The sequence below is a fragment of the Enterobacter sp. RHBSTW-00593 genome, from assembly GCF_013784105.1.
Classification (GTDB): domain Bacteria; phylum Pseudomonadota; class Gammaproteobacteria; order Enterobacterales; family Enterobacteriaceae; genus Enterobacter; species Enterobacter ludwigii.
In genome coordinates this window covers 2,348,414-2,366,434 of the sequence record NZ_CP056393.1, presented here as the reverse complement: position 1 = coordinate 2,366,434, position 18,021 = coordinate 2,348,414, and the positions used below count along the sequence as shown (strand labels likewise).

Sequence of the window (18,021 nt, the reverse complement as noted above, 5' to 3'; positions counted from 1 at the left end):
GTGAGAAAAACAAAACGCGTCACAATTAAAGACATCGCGGAACTGGCGGGGGTTTCAAAAGCCACCGCCAGCCTGGTACTGAACGGGCGCAGCAAAGAGCTCCGCGTGGCGGAAGAGACGCGTGAGCGCGTGCTGGCGATTGCGAAAGAGCATCACTACCAGCCCAGCATTCACGCGCGCTCGCTGCGTGATAACCGTAGCCACACCATCGGTCTGGTGGTGCCGGAGATCACCAACTACGGGTTTGCGGTGTTTTCTCACGAACTGGAGACGCTGTGCCGCGAGGCAGGCGTTCAACTGCTCATCTCCTGCAGTGATGAAAACCCAGGGCAGGAGACGGTGGTGGTTAATAACATGGTGGCGCGTCAGGTGGACGGGCTGATTGTGGCCTCCAGTATGCTCAATGATGCCGACTACCAGAAGCTGAGCGAACAGTTGCCGGTCGTCCTTTTTGACCGCCATATGAACGACAGCACATTGCCGCTGGTGATCACCGATTCCATTACCCCGACAGCGGAACTGGTGGCCGACATTGCGCGCCAGCATCCTGATGAAATTTACTTCCTTGGCGGGCAGCCGCGGCTTTCCCCGACGCGCGATCGTCTGGAAGGGTTTAAGCAAGGGCTGCAGGAGGCCAATGTGGCGCTGCGCCCGGAGTGGATCATTCACGGCAACTATCACCCGAGCTCCGGCTACGAGATGTTCGCCGAGCTGTGCGCCCGCCTGGGACGCCCGCCAAAAGCCTTGTTCACTGCCGCCTGTGGTCTGCTGGAAGGGGTATTGCGCTATATGGGTCAGCATAACCTGATGCAAAGTGATATCCGGTTAGCCAGCTTTGACGACCACTACCTCTACGACTCGCTCACCATTCCGGTTGATACCATTCGCCAGGATAACCGCCAGCTGGCATGGCACTGCTTTGATCTGATTGGAAAACTGATCGACGGCGAAACGCCACAACCGTTACAGCGAAAACTGGATGCCACCCTGCAGCGGCGCTATAAAGCGAAATCATAGGCCTGGCTGCTGAAGGGAAACGTTAATAACTTTAATTAATTTAAGTTTTGGATCGGCCGATAACGATAGGGAATGTTTATTCTTGAGGTATCGGTCCATGTCGTTAAAAAAATCATCCCTGATTGTCCTTTTTGCTCTACTTTTCTTCTTTGTCGTCAGCACCATTACCAGCGTTGGCCTCATCATTAAAAGTAATAATTCCCTGGATAATGTGAACAAAGAAATCCAGGTTGTGCTGTCGATCATTGACCCCATCAACCACAGCCGTACCTTGCGCGTCAGGGTGATGGAGTACGTGAAGATGGTGGAAGCGGGGAACTCGGCTGATGAGTCAGCGAAACTTTCCGCGGTTAAAGAGGCCCTCACAAAAGCGGATTATGCCTTTGCGGCGTTTATGGCGTCTCCGCGCCTGTCGGATGAAGCGCCGCTGGTGAGCGCGTATCAGGATGCCTGGCAAAACTACCGTAACCAGGGGCTGGCACCGTTGATTGACGCCGCCGCTGCGCACGATGTCGCGAAGTTTAATGCGCTTATCCCGGAGGTGTCCCGCCTCGACCGTCAATATGAAATCGTTCTCGACCAGGTGCTTGCCGTTCACCAGAAATATGCCAAAACCCTGAACGAGGATGCGAGCAGTAATTTCATCTCCGGTCTGGCGATCATTGCGGCGATTGCTTTGCTGTTTGTAATCGTGATTGTTGCCGTCAGCCTGCTGATGAAGCGCTTTGTTTTCGCACCGGTCAACCTGGCACGCGAGCACTGCAGCCAGATTGCCGCCGGTAAACTGGACATTCCAGTGCCGGTAAAAGGCACCTCCGGCAATGAAATCGATCACCTGATGGGCTCAATGGAGCAGATGCGCCAGGCGCTTCTGTCGACTATCGCCCAGGTGCGTGACGCGAGCCATACCGTCACCCACGCCGCGCAGGAAATTGCTTCCGGGAATATCGATCTGGCTTCACGCACCGAGCAGCAGGCCTCCGCGTTAACCCAGACGGCGGCCAGCATGGAAGAGCTGAGCGCGACCGTGGCGAATAACACCGATAACGTTCACCAGGCTGGAAAACTGGTGCAGGACGCGGTGAACAATGCGCACACCGGTGAGGCCGTGACCCGCGAAGTGATCGAAACGATGAATACCATCGCGGCGAACTCTAAGCGCATCGAGGACATCACCAGCGTCATCAACAGCATTGCTTTCCAGACCAACATTCTGGCGCTCAACGCCGCGGTTGAAGCAGCACGCGCCGGCACACAAGGACGCGGCTTCGCCGTGGTGGCCAGTGAAGTGCGCACCCTTGCGCAGAAAAGCGCGGTTGCCGCGAAAGACATTGAAAGCCTGATTGCTCAGTCGGTTTCCAGCGTCAAAAACGGTGCTGAACTGGTGAACCGTTCAGGCGAGGTCATTGATTCTATTATCAGCTCCGTGAATAAAGTGAATACGTTGATGGAGCAGATCTCCGTGGCCTCTGAAGAGCAAAGCCGTGGGATCAGCCAGGTTGGTCAGGCGGTGACAGAGATGGATGGCGTGACCCAGCAGAACGCCGCGCTGGTTCAGCAGTCCGCCGCAGCCGCCGCTTCCCTGGAAGAGCAGGCGCAGCAGCTCTCAAGGAGTATTTCGAGCTTTAGTTTGCCGGCGCAGGCGTGATTGATAATGAGAGGCTCCTGAGGGAGCCTTTTTAATGTCTGGCGTAGCTGGAAAGTTGCGCTAGCAATCTTACGAGGGAAACGTTGTGGGCATCTACGGCCAGCACCTGGCTCTGAGCTTGTACAAATTACTCGAATCGACAGCAAAGAAGCAATGCGCTGCTGAAAACAAGCGCCATCAGCTGCCGTGGCGGTCGCGTCGCAAGAATTCGTTTCGATTAGGCTCAGGAGGGTATTACCCCGGAATGGTGGGAGCTCGACGCGCGCTCGCGTGGGGCAACGGTGATTTATGGCGATAAAAAATTCAAATATCCGGTTGTTGATAGGTGGCCGGAAATCTAACTCAAACAGCGTGGGTTATATGAAAGATTTAACGCCGCCTGTGCTGAAACTTGATTTCAGTCTCGGTGGTGTTAAACAACGAGCGAGGCGTTAGTCTGGTGAGTTATTATTGACCTTGCTTCTGATGGGTAATAACCTCCGTATTAACTGCTTAATGATAAAAGGGAGTTTATATGCAAACCGAGGAAGGACTTACCGTTACGTTATCTCCGGTACAGATGGCCGCTATATTGCACGGTCAAACCATCAGTGAAGGGGAGACCATGAGCAACCGTTTATGGGGCGGTCTGGGTGTCCTTAACGGCGTTGTAGAAATGTTCGGTGCAGGTGTATTGTGCGTAGTTCCTGAGCCCACAATGCTATCTAAAGCGGGATGTGTTGTTGTTGGCTCTCATAGTCTTGATACCATAACCACATCATTTAAACAGGTTATTACCGGTAGACAGACTTCTACCGCCACCGCGCAGCTGGTAGAGATCGCTGCTGGTGAGCTGGGTGCGAGTGCGGATACAGCATATAAAGTTGGAGTGACCTTTGATATTGCAGTGCCTTTTGCGTTTGCGGGAGCACTCGGAGCCGCTCGGGTTGGATCCGTATACTCGGGGCGCATTCGACTGCTGGAGCATGAGGGAGGTAAGCTGGGACATACTATCGCTCGGCATGTAGGTAAAACACCTGAGCAGTTGAAAGCCAGATTTCTGGAACCACGCGCCCCAGTTGCATCCAGCTCATTTTTTAATATCCGACAAGCTGAACTGGTAATTTCAGAGGTTTTGACTGTAAAGAAATCTCAGATTGAGGCGGCACTTAAGTATTCGAATGCGCGCACTACCCTAGCCTATGCACACAATTTCAGACTTCCTGTGGGCTATTTCGTCGAAAAAGGTTCAGATACGGTCAGGAAAGTATATGGGGTGCGATTAGTTATCAGACCAACTACATATAATGGTAAGCTTTATTATATTGTGACGGCATACCCGATACCGTGAGGAAGCATTATGAATGCAGATATTTATAAGCCATGTGAACTTGATAATCTGGTTGTGATCTATTTCGGCCAGGATTGCGATATTTTTGATGCCGATTGCAACTTTGATAATTTGTTGAATGAATATCTGACCACTTCGCCTGAGTTCAGCCTCAGAATGCTCCTGGCGAATTTAATCGAGATAGAGTCTCAGCCCGATGGCGTTCAGGTTTTTTCGGAGCGTTACCGATATGAGTTTGCACCTGAGGGATGGAATATGACGGCGCAGGAATGGCTCAGTACTGTTAAAGCTCGGCTGATCAGCTACATGACTGCCAGCGGTTACTCGACTGAGTTATCTAATTTTTAGTATCAGATTGACTAAAACAATATTGTATAAACCAGACGGAACGTCCATCACGAAGCCGATATCACTAATGTCGGTTTTTTTATGCCATTTTTTCACTATTTTCCCGTTTTTAAGCGGCGAATGCATCTGGTGCATTAGTTTGCATGCGTTTTTATTTTCAGGTTTTACCAGCCAGCGTCAGAGCTGGTGCAGCTTGGGGTTCCTGATGCACCTGTATTTAAAGCGACGCGTTAAGCGGGCAGGCGAGGTGGAGATAGCACTGCGCGCCAGACGTGGTCTCGTTCGTAGCAAACAGTCAAAAACCATGGTATTTGTCTGCTAAATGTGTTCCTACATTATCAATTTCTGTTAAAACAAAAGCCCCGCATTTGCGAGGATTCGTGTATCGATGTGGTCAATATGTGGACGTAATCTGAAATAAATCCTTTTATTTCATTATTTTAATGTATTTTTAAAAGCTCCTGAGGGAGCCTTTTTAATGTCTGACGTAGCTGGAAAATCGCGACAGCACCCAGGTTTCAGCTTGTGGAAGACAGGAAAAACAAAGGCACTTATAGTTAAGAGTCTAATCGTTTTGAGGTTCTGTTCAGGGAGACTAACTGGACAATCATGTATTTTCAGTACATGCCGTGAAGAGGGGATCATGATAGATATCACAAGTGGTGACAGGCATCTTAAATTAACACCCTATGAAAGGCTGACTGAAGAGGAGGTGCCTGCCTATAGCCGTATTATGGTATGGGTTGAATTCTCGATCCCTGTCTTAAAAACTGAGTTTGCTGCAGAGTTTTTTGTCGGTCAACTCGAGCAATTCAGGAATGATACACATGCTCTCCATCAGGCTTTAAAGACAGGGGGAAAGTCTAAGGATATTAGTTTAACCTCGGCATTCGAGGAGGTTATGCTTAAGTTTCATCAGGCGCATTTTGCCGGTGCTATTGGCGTTAGTATGGTACTGAAGCCCGAAAACTATGCTGACAGTATTACCCTTGACGATTCCTTCGATATTGATGAAAGTTACTTTCCCGACATGCTCTCAGGTCTGGACGACATCATTTCATGGCAAAACTGATGCCTGGATTAAGCAAAAGACCGACACTTAAAATGCAGGTCGTTTTATTTCTTAAGAGGAAAACGGCACATGACATGTCAGTTATGCCTGGAGCCTCAGTTGCCGGAGCCCGTCACCCGGCAAAAAGAGCGCTATACCAACGGCGAACTGGTAAGCATATGGTATGAGTGACTTTAAGCCTTTTAACGACCAGCGACTTTACCCGTTTAGGTGGCTTGCTAAACCCGCTATTATCCTCACTCATCTTCCTTGCGTTGTTGGCAATCATCCTGGCCGTTATCGCCACCGCATTACTTAAACGAATTTTTCGTACGAGATGATGTGTCGGGAGGTGACGCATAGCGCCCACCCGTCGTGAGCGGTATGCGTTAAAATCCGTAAGTACAAAAAATTTTATATTCTCCCCAGCAATATTTCCCCGCCTCATCCGTCTACCTCATCACAAGCCATACTCAATCACTGTAAATGAGGTAAACACCATGAGAGATTTCGATATGCACGGAAGAGGGCACGGACGCGGGTTTGGCCGCCACCGTATGGGTAAAGGGCTGGTGATAGGTGCGGTAATCGTCCTTGTGCTGGGACTGGTGGTCATGACCCTGTGGAATGCCTTACTCCCGGCCATTCTTGGCGTGAAAGCCATCGGTTTCTGGCAGGCGCTGGGAATTCTGGTATTAAGCCGGATCCTGTTCGGCGGACTGGGTTTCCGCCCGGGGATGTTCGGCGCGCACCGTCGTATGCACGAACGCTGGATGAACATGACCCCCGAACAGCGTGAGGCGTTTATTCAGCAGCGTCGCGAAGGCTTTGGTCGCCATGGTCGCGGGCATTGCGGCTGGCACGGTCATCGCGAAGATAAACGCGACGACAGCGCGCCGAAAACGCCGGAAGCAGAGTGAGCGAGATGAAAACCGGGCTGGCGGGAGAGTCATTGCTGATGTCGGCGCTTAATGCCTGCCGCGCCCGGCTGAAAGCCTTTATCCGCGGACGAACATCCGTGCGCGATGATGCCGACGATATTTTGCAGGAAGTCACCTATCAGCTGATGAAAGTGGAGCAGCCGGTCGAAAACGTCGCCGCCTGGCTGTTTCGCGCGGCACGTAATGAGATGACCGACCGGGCGCGGAAAAAGCGTGAGGTCTCTCTTTCAGGATACTTTACCGGGGATGATGAGGACTTCCCCGAAGATGAACTGGCGGAAACCCTGTTCGGTGTCCCGCATACGCCGGAGGAGGAGTACCTCAAAACGCTGCTGTGGGAAGAGCTGGGTCAGGCGCTGTCTGAACTTCCGCCCCCTCAGCGCGAGGTTTTTGAAAAAACGGAGCTCCAGGGCTACAGCATTAAAATGCTGGTAGAGGAAACCGGGGCCAGCGAGCAGGCGCTGTTATCGCGTAAGCACAAGGCGGTGCTTTTCCTGCGCACGCGACTGCGGGACGTCTATGATGCGCTGACCGGTGACTAACGGCGACAGACAAAACCTTACATTATCAGGACTTGTAGATTCATCACTATCGTTTATGATCGGGGCGTCTGGTAAATTTGGAACGTTATGCGCAACCGTCAGCTTCTGGGAAAATGGCTTTTGATAATCACATGTCTGGCGATGGCTATTTGCCTGGTGCAGCGTGCGGTTTATCTCAACCATTTTTTGCAGGGACTGGATCCGCAAACGACCCTGATTGCTGATGCCCCGGTTCAAACCAACGACGCTGAGCCGTCCGGGCCATCGCCGTGTCAGTTAGGCGCACACTCGCTGCTTTGTGCTCAGCCTCTGTTCTTTGATGGTGCGCTACCGGCGATTATCATCTTCTTCGCGCTACTTCAGTTGTTTACGCAAGGGCGGGCATGCGTTCCGAGAGAACAGCCCGTTCAGGCACCGCCTCCCCGAATACACCTCAAAAACTGCGTTTTCCGTGAATGAAAAGCATCGTCACCACACGATAATTTTCACTATTCACGGAGTAAAACATGTTTAACCTCTTCAGGGGATTCGTCTTCCTGTGGCTGTCCTGCATCGGCATTGTCCATGCGGCGGATACAGGCTGGCTGGTTTCCCCGCAAAACGATCATGCCCGGATCCGCGTTCAGGCGGAAAGGGAGCAAAACCGCATCCTCGCGCTGCTCACCGTTGAGCTGCAGCCAGGCTGGAAAACCTACTGGCGTTCACCCGGCGAGGGCGGCGTAGCCCCGAAAATCACCTGGCCGGCTGGCGTAACGGATGACTGGCACTGGCCGGTGCCTTCGCGCTTTGATATCTCCGGGATGACCACTCAGGGCTATCACGATAAGGTCATCATCCCCATCACCCTCGACGGTGCGGCGGGGGATGTACTCGACGGGACGCTTACCCTTTCCACGTGCAGTAATGTCTGTCTGCTGACGGACTATAAGCTGCACCTTGATTTTAACCAGCCGGTGGATGAGGGATTCAGCCACGCGTTTGAACGCGCGATGCAGGCCATTCCCGCGACATCTGGCGTGTCCGCAGATCTGTCGGCCTGGTTATCAGATGACAAGCTGATCATTACGGGAACCACACAAGGGCAATGGGACAAGCCGGGGATCTATTTTGACCCGCTGGAAGGCGACATTCTTCCCGGTGAACCGACCCTCAAAGCCGACGGCAATCAGCTTCGGGTAACGGTGCCCGTGACCGATGAGTGGGGAGATAAACCCACTTCGCTGCAGGGAAAAGCGCTGTCGTTTGTGCTCACCAATGGCGACAAAGCGCAGCAAACCGTGATGACCGTCGGGGCAACGCCCGCGGAACCGTCAGCGGCGGGCGTGTCTGAGGGAACCGGCAAAATGGTGCTCTTTGCGCTACTGGGCGGGTTGATCCTGAACCTGATGCCTTGCGTGCTGCCGGTGATGGGCATGAAGCTCAACAGCGTGCTCCATGCGGGCTCAGACAGACGGATGATCAGGCTCCGTTTTCTGGCAACCAGTGCCGGGATCCTGGTCTCCTTTATGCTGCTGGCCGCAATGGTAACCGCGCTTAAGCTGACCGGTGCCTCGCTGGGCTGGGGTATTCAGTTCCAGAATCCGTGGTTTATTGGCCTGATGGTCGCGGTGACCTTCCTCTTCGCACTCAATCTGTTCGGGGCGTTTGAGATGCTGCTGCCTTCTGCCGCCGCAGGACGGCTGGCAACGGCAGGGGGAACGGGGCTTGCCGGCAGTTTCTGCGAAGGGATGTTTGCCACGCTACTGGCCACACCATGTTCTGCGCCGTTCCTCGGCACGGCGGTGGCCTTTGCCCTTGGCGCACCGCTGCATTCCCTGTGGCTTATCTTCCTGATGCTCGGCGTGGGGATGAGTTTGCCGTGGTTGTTCGTTGCGCTGGTTCCAAAAACCGCCATGCTGCTGCCAAAACCCGGTCGCTGGATGAACGGCCTGAAAATTATTCTTGGCCTGATGATGCTGGCTTCCAGCCTGTGGCTGGTGACGTTGCTTAGCCCGCATCTGGGCGACGCGGTGAGCCAGAGCGTGATGTTAGTGCTTATCGTCGTCGCTATCGCACTGCTTGCGATGACCGGGCAGAAAACCTCGCCACTGTTCTGGTGCGTGGTGATCGCGCTGTCAGCCTTTGGCGGGTACCAGCTGCGCGGGTTGCTTACCTCACCGCCTGTAACAAACACCGCAGGCGTCGCTCAGGCAATCCCGTGGCAACCGCTAAGTGAAGACGCTATTCAGGGTGCCCTTGCGCAGGGCAAACGGGTCTTCGTGGATATCTCCGCGGACTGGTGTGTTACCTGCAAGGTGAACGAGCATCGGGTGTTGAATCAGCCTGACGTTATTGCCGCGCTTAGCCAGTCGGACGTGGTGGCGCTGCGTGGCGACTGGAGTAAGCCGTCATCGTTTATCGCCGAATTCCTTGAAAAGCGAAACCGTTACGCCATCCCGTTTAATGAGGTGTACGGCCCGGGCTTCCCTGAGGGGGAGATGCTTTCGCCGTTGCTGGATAAAGACACGCTTATTGCCACCCTGAACAACGCTAAAGGCTAAATGTATTATGAAAAGAATCCTTATAACGCTTCTGCTACTGTTGACCTCAGCACAGGTGATGGCGGCGCAGACCATGACGCCGGAACAGGAGCAACGTGCACAGAAGATGGTTTATGACTTTCTGTTTAACGACCCGGACTCGCCGCGCATTGGCGCTAAGGATCCGAAGCTCACCCTGGTGGTCTTTACGGATTACAACTGCCCGTACTGCAAGAAATTCGATCCTTACCTGGAAAAGATCGTCGAAAAACACCCGGATGTGGCGGTGGTATTTAAGTTTTTGCCTTTCCGGTCGGAAAGTTCACTGACCTCAGCACGCGATGCCTTAACCGTCTGGCGCGCGCATCCTGAGCAATTTATGAAATTTAACCATACCCTGATGGCCAAAAAGGGATATCACGATGACGCCAGCATTCAGGAGGCGCAAAAACGGGCCGGGGTGAACGTCACAACGCCTGATGATGAGAGCCTGGAGACGATCAAACGCAGCCTGATCATCGCCGAAAAGATGGGTATCCAGGGAACACCGGCCACGCTGATTGGCGAAGGGTTACTCCCGGGCTGGGTTCCTTTTGAACAGTTCGATGAAATGGTCAGTGACGCACTGAAAAATCGTTAACGTGAAGGGGGCGGTTCGCCCCCAATGATCCCGGAGCGGAAAATGAAAAAATTACTGTTACTGTCGGTGCTGGCAACGTCAGGGCTGGCGCAGGCCGCTGAAGCGATACCGGATGTGGTGAAGCTCTTCAGCGAGCAGCAGAATATCAAAATCATTAAGAAAATTGATGCGCCAGGGGGCGCGCCGGCCTGGCTGGGGCAGTATCAGGATATGGGCGTTACGCTGTTTTTAACCCCTGACGGCAAGCACGTAATTTCTGGCTATCTGTACGATGAAAAAGGAAAAAACCTGAGTGAAGGCTATTTCCAGAAAGAGATCTACGCCCCGATGGGACGCGAAATGTGGAAGCAACTGAACGCGGCGCATCCCCTGAAAGAGGGGGCGGATAACGCTCCGCGCAAAGTCTTCGTCTTTGCCGATCCGTTCTGCCCGTACTGTAAGCAATTCTGGTCCGAGGCGCAGCCTTGGGTGAAGGCGGGCAAGGTGCAGCTTAATACGCTGCTGGTGGCGTTTCTCAACCCCAACAGTGGGCGTAATGCCTCCGCTATCCTGAATGCGAAAGATCCCGTTTCGGCCTGGCGTGATTACGAGCTTTCAGGCGGGAAAAAATTGCCAAAACCGCAGGGCACTGCATCCCGTGAAACCGTCAACATACTGCAAAAACACCAGACGTTAATGGACAACCTGGGCGCGAACGCCACGCCCGCCATTTATTATCTGAATGCCGATAATGAGCTTCAGCAGGTGGTCGGCATGCCGGATGAAAAACAGCTTGAGGCGATGTTTGGGCCGAAGCCGTAGTAAAAAAAAACAGGCAGAAACAGGGTGTTTCTGCCTGATGTTGACCGGTCAGCTACCCCAGCGTCCGCGCAGGTAGCTGACGGCTTCCTGCGTCTGCGGCTGATTAAGATAATCTTCGCGGAACAGGATCGTGCCATTCACGTTGGGAAGTGAATCGTTGAGATCGAGCTGTTTTTTCAGCTCCGGCACGCCGCCCTGAACCGTCCAGTCCGGCTCATTTTTCGACGGTTCACCTACCTTGTAGAACGCAATGCCGATATACAGGCGGGTATGCGTCGGTTTCACCACCTCTGCCCACCATTTCGTCAGCACGTCATAGCGCGCCGCATCCCGGGAGAAAGGCCAGTATATTTGTGGCGCGATATAGTCCAGCAGGCCCTGCTGCACCCACTGACGCGTGTCGGCGTAGGATTCATCGTAGGCTGCGGCACCGCGCGTGTCTGAGCCTGCCGGGTCGAATGAGCGGTTACGCCATACGCCAGCCGGGCTGACACCAAACTCCACGCCAGGCTTCGTCTGCTTAATGGCCCGGGAGACCTGCACAATCAGCTGCTGTGTATTGTGGCGGCGCCAGTCTGCTTTAGAGGCAAATCCCTGACCGTATTGTCTGAAAGTCTGCGCGTCATTGAGCGCGGATCCCGGTGATTCGGTATAGAAATAGTCGTCAAACTGCACGCCATCAATGGGATAGTGCGCAACCACTTCGGTGACCACCTGCGTTATCCAGTCACGCACTTGCGGAATGCCGGGGTCGAGCACAAAACGATCGCCGGCAATGCGGATCCATTCCGGGTGCTGGACATAAACGCTGGAAGGCTGCAATGACGACGTGCGGTTCAGCGCGGCAATGGTCGACGGTTTGGTATTGGTTGAAACGCGGTAAGGGTTGAACCAGGCATGGACTTTCATGCCGCGCTTGTGCGCTTCATCGAGCATAAACTGCAGCGGATCGTAGCCCGGGTACTCGCCGATATTGCCGGTGAGCATATCTGACCACGGCAGAATTTTAGACGACCAGAGCGCCGTGCTGTCCGGTTTGACCTGGAAAAACACGGTATTGATACCGAGGTGCTTAAGCTTGTCGAGCTTGTTCGTCAGGGCCTGTTTTTGCATCGCGATGCGGTCTTGCGCATCGCGGCCATTCACTGAGGCCACCGGAGGCCAGTCCAGGCGTGAGACGGTTGCCAGCCAGATCCCACGCATCGGCTCGTTAGCCTGCTGGGTCGGTTTGCTCGCGGTTGGGAGAGGCGTTACCAGTGATTTTGGTGGTTTTGAGGAGCAACTAACAAGTAAAAGTGCGCAGGCAGTCAGCGCACCAATCCGTTTTACATGTCGCGTCATTTGCGTTTTAGCTCTTGGTTATCCGACTGTTAGCCCAGGGGTTAAAGGCGGGTTCGTCCGGTTCTGCGATCCCCTCATCATTCAGGGAATCAAGATACAGGGCTTCAACTTCTGCGCGAGCCCAGGGTGTGCGGCGCAGAAATTTCAGGCTCGATTTAACGCTTGGGTCTTTTCTGAAACAGTTAATTTTGATTCGATCGCCCAACTCACTCCAGCCATATCGTGCAACCAGGGCATTGACCTGCATCTCCAGCGTTACACCATGTAAAGGGTCTTTAGAAAGGTGTGCAGTCATAAGCGTCCGGATGTCTCAGTTCTTGTGGGGTTGGGGTTAACGACGAAAGGGTACAAGAAAGCAGGGGAAGCGGCAATTTCCCTTTTTGCCTGCGATGAAAAACAGAAGAGCGTATGACCCGAAAGCCATACGCTCTTCTGTATCGCGGAAGTGCTAGTCGTGTTTTGCGTCAAACAAATCTGGTGCCCACGGACGTGGGTCAACCTCCATAAACGGCGCGCGTTCGAAGCGGTCCTTCAGCGCCCACGGTACCGTGCAGTCGAAGATGGTCTTACAGGAAATGCCGTTTCCGCGAATCGACGTGCTGTAATCCGGCGACTGCGACGGATCGAGCTGGTGGCCGCGGATCCCTGGAATAGTGGTGATGCTGACATCTCCCTGCATGCGGGTGGTCATCGCCCACAGGATGTCGTCGCTGTCGAAAATATCCACGTCTTCGTCGACAAGAATGATGTTTTTCAGCTCGGAATAGGTCGCGAGTGCGATAAGCGCCGCCTGTCCCTGACGTCCTTCATCGGATGGCTGGCGTTTTTTCACCTGCAGAATGCCGAGGAACTTACCGCCGCCCGCGGTATGCGCATAGACATTTTGCAGGAAGCCCGGAATGGCCTCTTCAACGGCATTGCGGATGCTGGCCTCCGTTGGCAGGCCTGCGAGCGTGGTGTGCTCTTCACCTGGCCCCACCAGCGTTTGCAGGATTGCCTGGTGACGCAGGGTGACGGCTTTCACTTTGATGACGGGCAAAGAAGGGTTTGCCTCGCCGCAGTAGCCCGGAAATTCCGGCATTGCATGGCCACTGTTGGTGTGCTGGTCTTCTCTAACGCGCACGCCTGGCAGCAGTTCGCCTTCGATAATGATTTCAGCCCGCGCGATCGCTTTCTCTTTTACCGCCACGCCCTGCACCAGTTCGACCGGTTTCTGACGCAGCGCCCCGGCAACGCCCAGTTCGTTATAACCAAATGGCGTCGTGGGCGCTTCAAAGCAGGCGCCGATATAAATCGCCGGGTCGAGCCCCATGTTGATCGTCACCGGCAGCGGTTTTCCGGCTGCTTCAGCCTTTTTACGAAAGACCTCAATGTGGCGCCCCGCGGCCAGGAACATGGAAAGCTCATCGCGCTCCTGAACGCAGAGACGGTGAATCGTGACGTCAGTCAGCGAACTGTCTTCCGGATCGCTTGCCAGTACCAGCCCCAGACAGAAGAATGGGCCAGCATCAATCGGCGTATTTGTCGGGGCCGGAAGCAGTTTACGCAGATCAAAATCAGGATCGTCAGCGTAGAATACCTGCTCCTGGCAAGGGGCCTGCGATGCCGGGACAACAACCGGCGCGATCGGGTTTTTCACGGCCTGACCGACGTGCTGCGCGAGCGTCGAGGGTTCACATCCCAGAAGGAGTGCCGCTCTTTCCCGGCTGGCGTGCATGCCCACCAGGATACGCGAATCCGGATAACCTTTAACGTTATTGAACATCATGGCCGGGCCCGTTCGGGTAGGGCGTTTCACCGTGCCGCCCGCACCAATGTGTCGATAAACACCCGCCAGCTCCGCGTTGGGATCCACCGGATGATCCGTTTCAATATATTGTCCTTCGTGGCGTTGCAGTAACGCGATGGCACTTCTGAGATCGTTGACTGGGCTTTCCATTTTTTCCTCCCGTGTTTGCATGCCTCCATTTTTATGGCAATAGCCCATAGCATCAATTGCATCATTACTGCTATTTTGATAAGAAATTTATTATCAAAAAATCCGGGTAAGCGTTATGCAATTTCGTCAGATGCGTAATTTCATTGTCGTTGCGGAAGAGCTTCACATGCACCGGGCTGCGGAGCGCCTGAACATGGCACAACCCGCGCTGAGTCAGCAGATTAAAACGTTAGAGGAACGGTTAGGCGTTACGCTCTTCAGCCGGGCGAACCGCCGTTTAACCCTGACGCCGGCCGGTGAAGCTTTCCTGGAGAAAGCCAGGCTGGCCATCGCCCTGACGGAACAGGCGGTACTGGACGCCAGGCAAACGGCGAGGGGGGAGCAAGGGGTGTTGAATCTCGGGTGCGTATCGAGCGCCATGTTTGACACCAGGCTGCCTGCCGCGCTGCGCCAGATGCACAGTCGGTGGCCTGCCATCACCATGTCGCTAATGACGGGGAATGTGCAGACGCTCTATACCGCCGTGCAAAGCAACCAGCTGGATGTGGCCATCATCCGGGCACCGCTGCCGTCTCTGCCTGACGACCTGCAAAGCCGCCCGTTTACATCCGAGAAAACGATGCTGGCGCTCTCTTCACAGCATCCTCTGGCGAAATCGTCCGCGGTTACGCTCGCCTCGGTGAAAGATGAAAAATGGATCTCCCTGCGCGACCCGGAGGGAATGGGCCTCGAACAGTACTTCTATGACGTTTGTTACGGTGCAGGTTTCCAGCCTGAGGTGGTACAAAACGCCACCGACGTACCTACCGTCATCAGCCTGGTCTCTGCGGGGTTTGGCATGGCGCTACTGCCGGCCTCGGCCAGGGCGGTCAGCGTGGAGAATGTCGTGTACGTCGACATCATTGACAGGCTCAGGGAAAGCGAGCTGAAGCTGGTGTGCCACCGGATCATTCGCTCAGAGGTGTTAAAGAAATTCCTGCACACTCTCGATCACATCTGACGTCCCGCGGCCAGCAGCAGTTGCTCGCGCAGCCAGAGGCTTGCCGGATCCTGACTGTTTTTCGGGTGCCAGTACATGCTGATGGTAATCGGCTGCAGCGGCAGCGGCGGGGGAAAGATATCCAGCGTCGAGGCAAAGCGTTGCAGCATACGTTCCGGTAAGGTGCAGAGCAGGTCCGTGCTGGCGACAAGTGGAGGTGCCATGGCGTAGCTCTGCGTGGACATCACCACGTTGCGCTGATACCCCAGTCCGCCCAGGGTTTGATCCACAAAGCCGGTAAACGGGTCACCCTCTGAAGAGACCACCAGATGAGAGAGTGCGCAATAGTGCTCCAGATCCAGTGGCCCAACACCGCGGGGGTGGCCTTTTCGCTGGGCTGTTGCAAACTGGTCATCGAAAAGTTTGCGTCTGACCCAGCCGTCGTGCGCGCCGGCGCTCACACCGATATAGACATCCACATCACCCTTTTCCAGCTGCTGTGGCAGGGTTGCCATTTCTGGCAGCGCGAACCGCAAGCGGATCCCCGGGGCATGGGCCCGGAACTGATTAAGCAGTTCCGCACCCAGCATCAGGGCCGGATTTTCATGCAGGGCAATCACAAATGTCCGCTGGCTGGTTTGCGCATCAAAGGTGGTGGGGGCAAACATCGCGTTAATGCCCCGCAATACGGTCTTGACCTGCGGTCGCAGCGCCTCCGCTCTGGGCGTGGGCAACACCCCACGTCCATGTGGGGAAGGGATAAACAACGGTTCGCCAAAGAGCGAACGCAGGCGCGCCAGACGGGCGGACATCGCGGGCTGGCTGATGCCGAGCCGCGCGGCCGCATGGGTGATGTTCTGATCCTGGAGCAATGCATCCAGCGTCAGGATCAGGTCGATATCCATCTCAGCAACGGGCGTCATCGTGTTATCCGTTTTACTTTGCGCTGTGGCTGTCACGATTGGTATAGGTGACGGGCACCCAGGCGTAACCGCCGTGCTCGCCTTTCGTGACGTAACCGATACCCGGGAACGGCAGGTGGGGGGCTGCGACAAGGTCTCTGTTTTTCACAAAATCAGCAAAAGCATCCTGGCGGACACGTGCCGCACCGTCCTGATCCTGGTCGTAGGCGATGGTCACGGCGGGCTGCGGGAACTGTACCGCCGCGACGTGGATAATATCGCCGACAAAGGTGATTTTCTCGCCTTTACTTTCCAGCGTATAGAAGGCTGATCCAGGCGTATGGCCCGGGTGAACCGTGCCGGTTATCCCGGGTAGAAGCTGCGAGGTTCCGGAAAAAGGAACTACCTTGCCGGCATCACGATACGGTTTTAAGGTTTTTTGCGCGACATCGAAGTAGTTCTGGTCGTAGCCGGTTTTTTTCTGATTATCGTTGTTAAAGAAAAAGTCGATGTCAGGTTTGCCGACAAAAACGCGCGCATTGGTAAACACCGCCTTGCCATCTTTAACCAGGCCACCGGCATGGTCGGAGTGTGCATGGGTCAGTAAAATCTCGGTAATGTCCTGCGGCGCGATCCCCTGCGTTGCCAGACTCTCAATCAGTCGCCCGCCGTTACCGGGGCCAAAAAGCTGGCCTGAGCCGGTATCCACCAGAATCTTGTGGCCGGGTAGCGCAATCAGAAACGCATTAATGGACGCCTCTACCGGGTTGGTCTGGAAATTTTGTGTGAGCAACGCATCGGTTTTCTGCGGGGTCGTCCGACGAAGTAATTTGTGCAGGTCTTGCGCCACGGTACCGTCGGTAAACGAGGTCACCATAATATCGCCAACCTGCACACTGTACCCCCCGGCAGGCTGTTTAACCACGTGCTGGGGCGTTTCTGCCGAAGCCTGAAGCGCAGGGTAGAACAATAACGAACTGGAAATCAGCGTTGTCAGGGCAAGTTTTTTTACGGTCAGCATAAGGGTCTCCTTCAGAAAGAGCTCATCTTACTTCTCCGTAAAATTATATGAACCCGCATGATAATGATAGGACCTATAAACGGGATGAATAGGTCGGATCAAATGTCGGGTGGCAGCAATGTGTCACCCGGCAAGCCAGACGTTATTGCTTCAGCGGGGCTTTCCAGCCTTCAAGCGTGGCTTTTGACCACGAGCCATACGCGGCATTGGGCAGCACAATCCAGTCACTGCCAAAGCGATCGGCGCTGGCCTCAACGAGTTCACGCTGCGCTTCGCTCGGCTTTTTGTTTTTAAATTGCGCGGCGAAATCAGGCAGGCTGTCACCGAAGAGCATGATTATCTGCTGTTTCTTCAGGATGCTCTGGCGGCGGGCTTCTTTACTGACCGTATCGAGCAGAACGCTATCCTCTGAAACCTGCGGTAAGCCAAGGGATTTTAATGTATTGAGCGTATCTGCTTTGTTTTCCTGCATGCGGTCAGATACATAATAAATACGGACCTTACTTTGATTCACGCGATCAAGAAACGCCTTCGCACCAGGAATTAATCCCGGTTTTCCCTGTTTTTCCCAGTCACTCCAGGTGTCCCATTTCGTGTAGTCGTGGCACTGTTCGGCATCACGCGCCAGTAACGGAGTGTTATCCAGCACCGTTTCATCAAGATCCATCACAACGGCATAGTTCTCAGGCGCAGTCAGCCCTTTTATTTTTTCGTTAAAACGCTCGGTGGCGAAACGATAGGTCTGCAGCTGAAGTGCCATGATTTCTGCCGATTTCTGTTGGTAGCGCAGCGCCATCTCATACGCTTTCGGCTCACAGATTTCGTGGTCGGCTGCCGTGGCGGTCGCGCTTATAACAGGTAATGCCAGCAGTAATGCCTTAGCCATTGAATTCACTCTTCTTTCCTTAACGTCATTGTCAAAATCATGTAAGCGTATTGAAATTAAGTGACAGAAAAATGAAGGGAGGCAGGCGAGTCATATTCTGACGCACATTCCCTTGC

At 54.2% G+C, this 18,021-nt stretch carries 18 protein-coding genes and 1 pseudogene; 13 read left to right on the top strand and 6 right to left on the bottom strand.

The genetic code is table 11. The features are described 5' to 3' along the window. The 12 genes and pseudogenes from HV242_RS11155 to dsbG all read left to right on the top strand — a co-directional run bounded on the left by HV242_RS11155 (position 1) and on the right by dsbG (position 10,837). Positions 1-1,017, top strand: coding sequence for a LacI family DNA-binding transcriptional regulator (locus tag HV242_RS11155; protein WP_050736844.1), 1,017 nt, complete (start codon positions 1-3; stop codon positions 1,015-1,017). 97 nt (positions 1,018-1,114) lie between these two features. Beyond that, a complete protein-coding gene (locus tag HV242_RS11150; RefSeq protein ID WP_050736843.1) occupies positions 1,115-2,665 on the top strand; it encodes a methyl-accepting chemotaxis protein in 1,551 nt (516 codons plus the stop codon). Between the two features lie 131 nt (positions 2,666-2,796). Continuing rightward, positions 2,797-3,006, top strand: a pseudogene (locus HV242_RS24230) (replication endonuclease); the annotation flags it as partial. A gap of 173 nt (positions 3,007-3,179) precedes the next feature. After that, entirely contained in the window at positions 3,180-3,995 is an 816-nt protein-coding gene (locus HV242_RS11145; RefSeq protein ID WP_063858457.1) for an RNase A-like domain-containing protein, read from the top strand. 9 nt (positions 3,996-4,004) lie between these two features. Further along, positions 4,005-4,343, top strand: coding sequence for a contact-dependent growth inhibition system immunity protein (locus HV242_RS11140; RefSeq protein WP_063858456.1), 339 nt, complete (start codon positions 4,005-4,007; stop codon positions 4,341-4,343). Between the two features lie 643 nt (positions 4,344-4,986). Beyond that, positions 4,987-5,415 (top strand): WapI family immunity protein, encoded by a 429-nt coding sequence (locus HV242_RS11135; RefSeq protein ID WP_080471936.1) that lies wholly within the window; start codon positions 4,987-4,989, stop codon positions 5,413-5,415. Positions 5,416-5,894: 479 nt separating this feature from the next. Continuing rightward, the gene (locus tag HV242_RS11125; protein ID WP_014170113.1) at positions 5,895-6,314 is read left to right on the top strand and encodes a hypothetical protein; all 420 of its coding nucleotides are present in this window, start codon (positions 5,895-5,897) and stop codon (positions 6,312-6,314) included. 5 nt (positions 6,315-6,319) lie between these two features. After that, positions 6,320-6,877, top strand: coding sequence for an RNA polymerase sigma factor (locus HV242_RS11120; RefSeq protein WP_080471938.1), 558 nt, complete (start codon positions 6,320-6,322; stop codon positions 6,875-6,877). 87 nt (positions 6,878-6,964) lie between these two features. Then, complete coding sequence (locus HV242_RS11115; protein ID WP_050736817.1) at positions 6,965-7,336, top strand: hypothetical protein; 372 nt, start codon at positions 6,965-6,967, stop codon at positions 7,334-7,336. A gap of 47 nt (positions 7,337-7,383) precedes the next feature. Beyond that, on the top strand, positions 7,384-9,417 hold the full coding sequence (locus tag HV242_RS11110) for a protein-disulfide reductase DsbD family protein (protein WP_050736816.1): 2,034 nt from the start codon (positions 7,384-7,386) through the stop codon (positions 9,415-9,417). A 7-nt stretch (positions 9,418-9,424) separates the two neighbouring features. After that, a complete protein-coding gene (locus HV242_RS11105) occupies positions 9,425-10,036 on the top strand; it encodes a DsbA family protein (protein ID WP_050736815.1) in 612 nt (203 codons plus the stop codon). Between the two features lie 42 nt (positions 10,037-10,078). After that, positions 10,079-10,837: a thiol:disulfide interchange protein DsbG gene (dsbG, locus tag HV242_RS11100; RefSeq protein ID WP_050736814.1), complete on the top strand. Its 759-nt coding sequence runs from the start codon at positions 10,079-10,081 to the stop codon at positions 10,835-10,837. Positions 10,838-10,885: 48 nt separating this feature from the next. Here the strand turns inward: dsbG and HV242_RS11095 are convergent, their stop codons facing one another. From HV242_RS11095 to HV242_RS11085, 3 genes are all read right to left on the bottom strand, one after another. Further along, positions 10,886-12,178: a glycoside hydrolase family 10 protein gene (locus tag HV242_RS11095; RefSeq protein WP_025204161.1), complete on the bottom strand. Its 1,293-nt coding sequence runs from the start codon at positions 12,176-12,178 to the stop codon at positions 10,886-10,888. Positions 12,179-12,185: 7 nt separating this feature from the next. Continuing rightward, the gene (locus HV242_RS11090) at positions 12,186-12,473 is read right to left on the bottom strand and encodes a VF530 family protein (RefSeq protein WP_014170105.1); all 288 of its coding nucleotides are present in this window, start codon (positions 12,471-12,473) and stop codon (positions 12,186-12,188) included. Between the two features lie 153 nt (positions 12,474-12,626). After that, complete coding sequence (locus tag HV242_RS11085; RefSeq protein WP_040017527.1) at positions 12,627-14,117, bottom strand: UbiD family decarboxylase; 1,491 nt, start codon at positions 14,115-14,117, stop codon at positions 12,627-12,629. Between the two features lie 115 nt (positions 14,118-14,232). Here HV242_RS11085 and HV242_RS11080 point away from each other — a divergent pair, with 115 nt between their 5' ends. After that, positions 14,233-15,117: a LysR substrate-binding domain-containing protein gene (locus HV242_RS11080; protein WP_050736813.1), complete on the top strand. Its 885-nt coding sequence runs from the start codon at positions 14,233-14,235 to the stop codon at positions 15,115-15,117. Here HV242_RS11080 and HV242_RS11075 read toward each other — a convergent pair. The 3 genes from HV242_RS11075 to HV242_RS11065 all read right to left on the bottom strand — a co-directional run bounded on the left by HV242_RS11075 (position 15,108) and on the right by HV242_RS11065 (position 17,905). After that, entirely contained in the window at positions 15,108-16,019 is a 912-nt protein-coding gene (locus HV242_RS11075; RefSeq protein WP_050736812.1) for a LysR family transcriptional regulator, read from the bottom strand. The two genes, HV242_RS11080 and HV242_RS11075, sit on opposite strands and share 10 nt — an antisense overlap. Before the next feature lie 13 nt (positions 16,020-16,032). After that, positions 16,033-17,019, bottom strand: a complete 987-nt coding sequence (locus tag HV242_RS11070) for an MBL fold metallo-hydrolase (protein WP_014170098.1) — start codon at positions 17,017-17,019, stop codon at positions 16,033-16,035. Positions 17,020-17,161: 142 nt separating this feature from the next. Further along, a complete protein-coding gene (locus tag HV242_RS11065) occupies positions 17,162-17,905 on the bottom strand; it encodes a 5'-nucleotidase, lipoprotein e(P4) family (protein WP_181012634.1) in 744 nt (247 codons plus the stop codon). Positions 17,906-18,021: the final 116 nt, after the last annotated feature.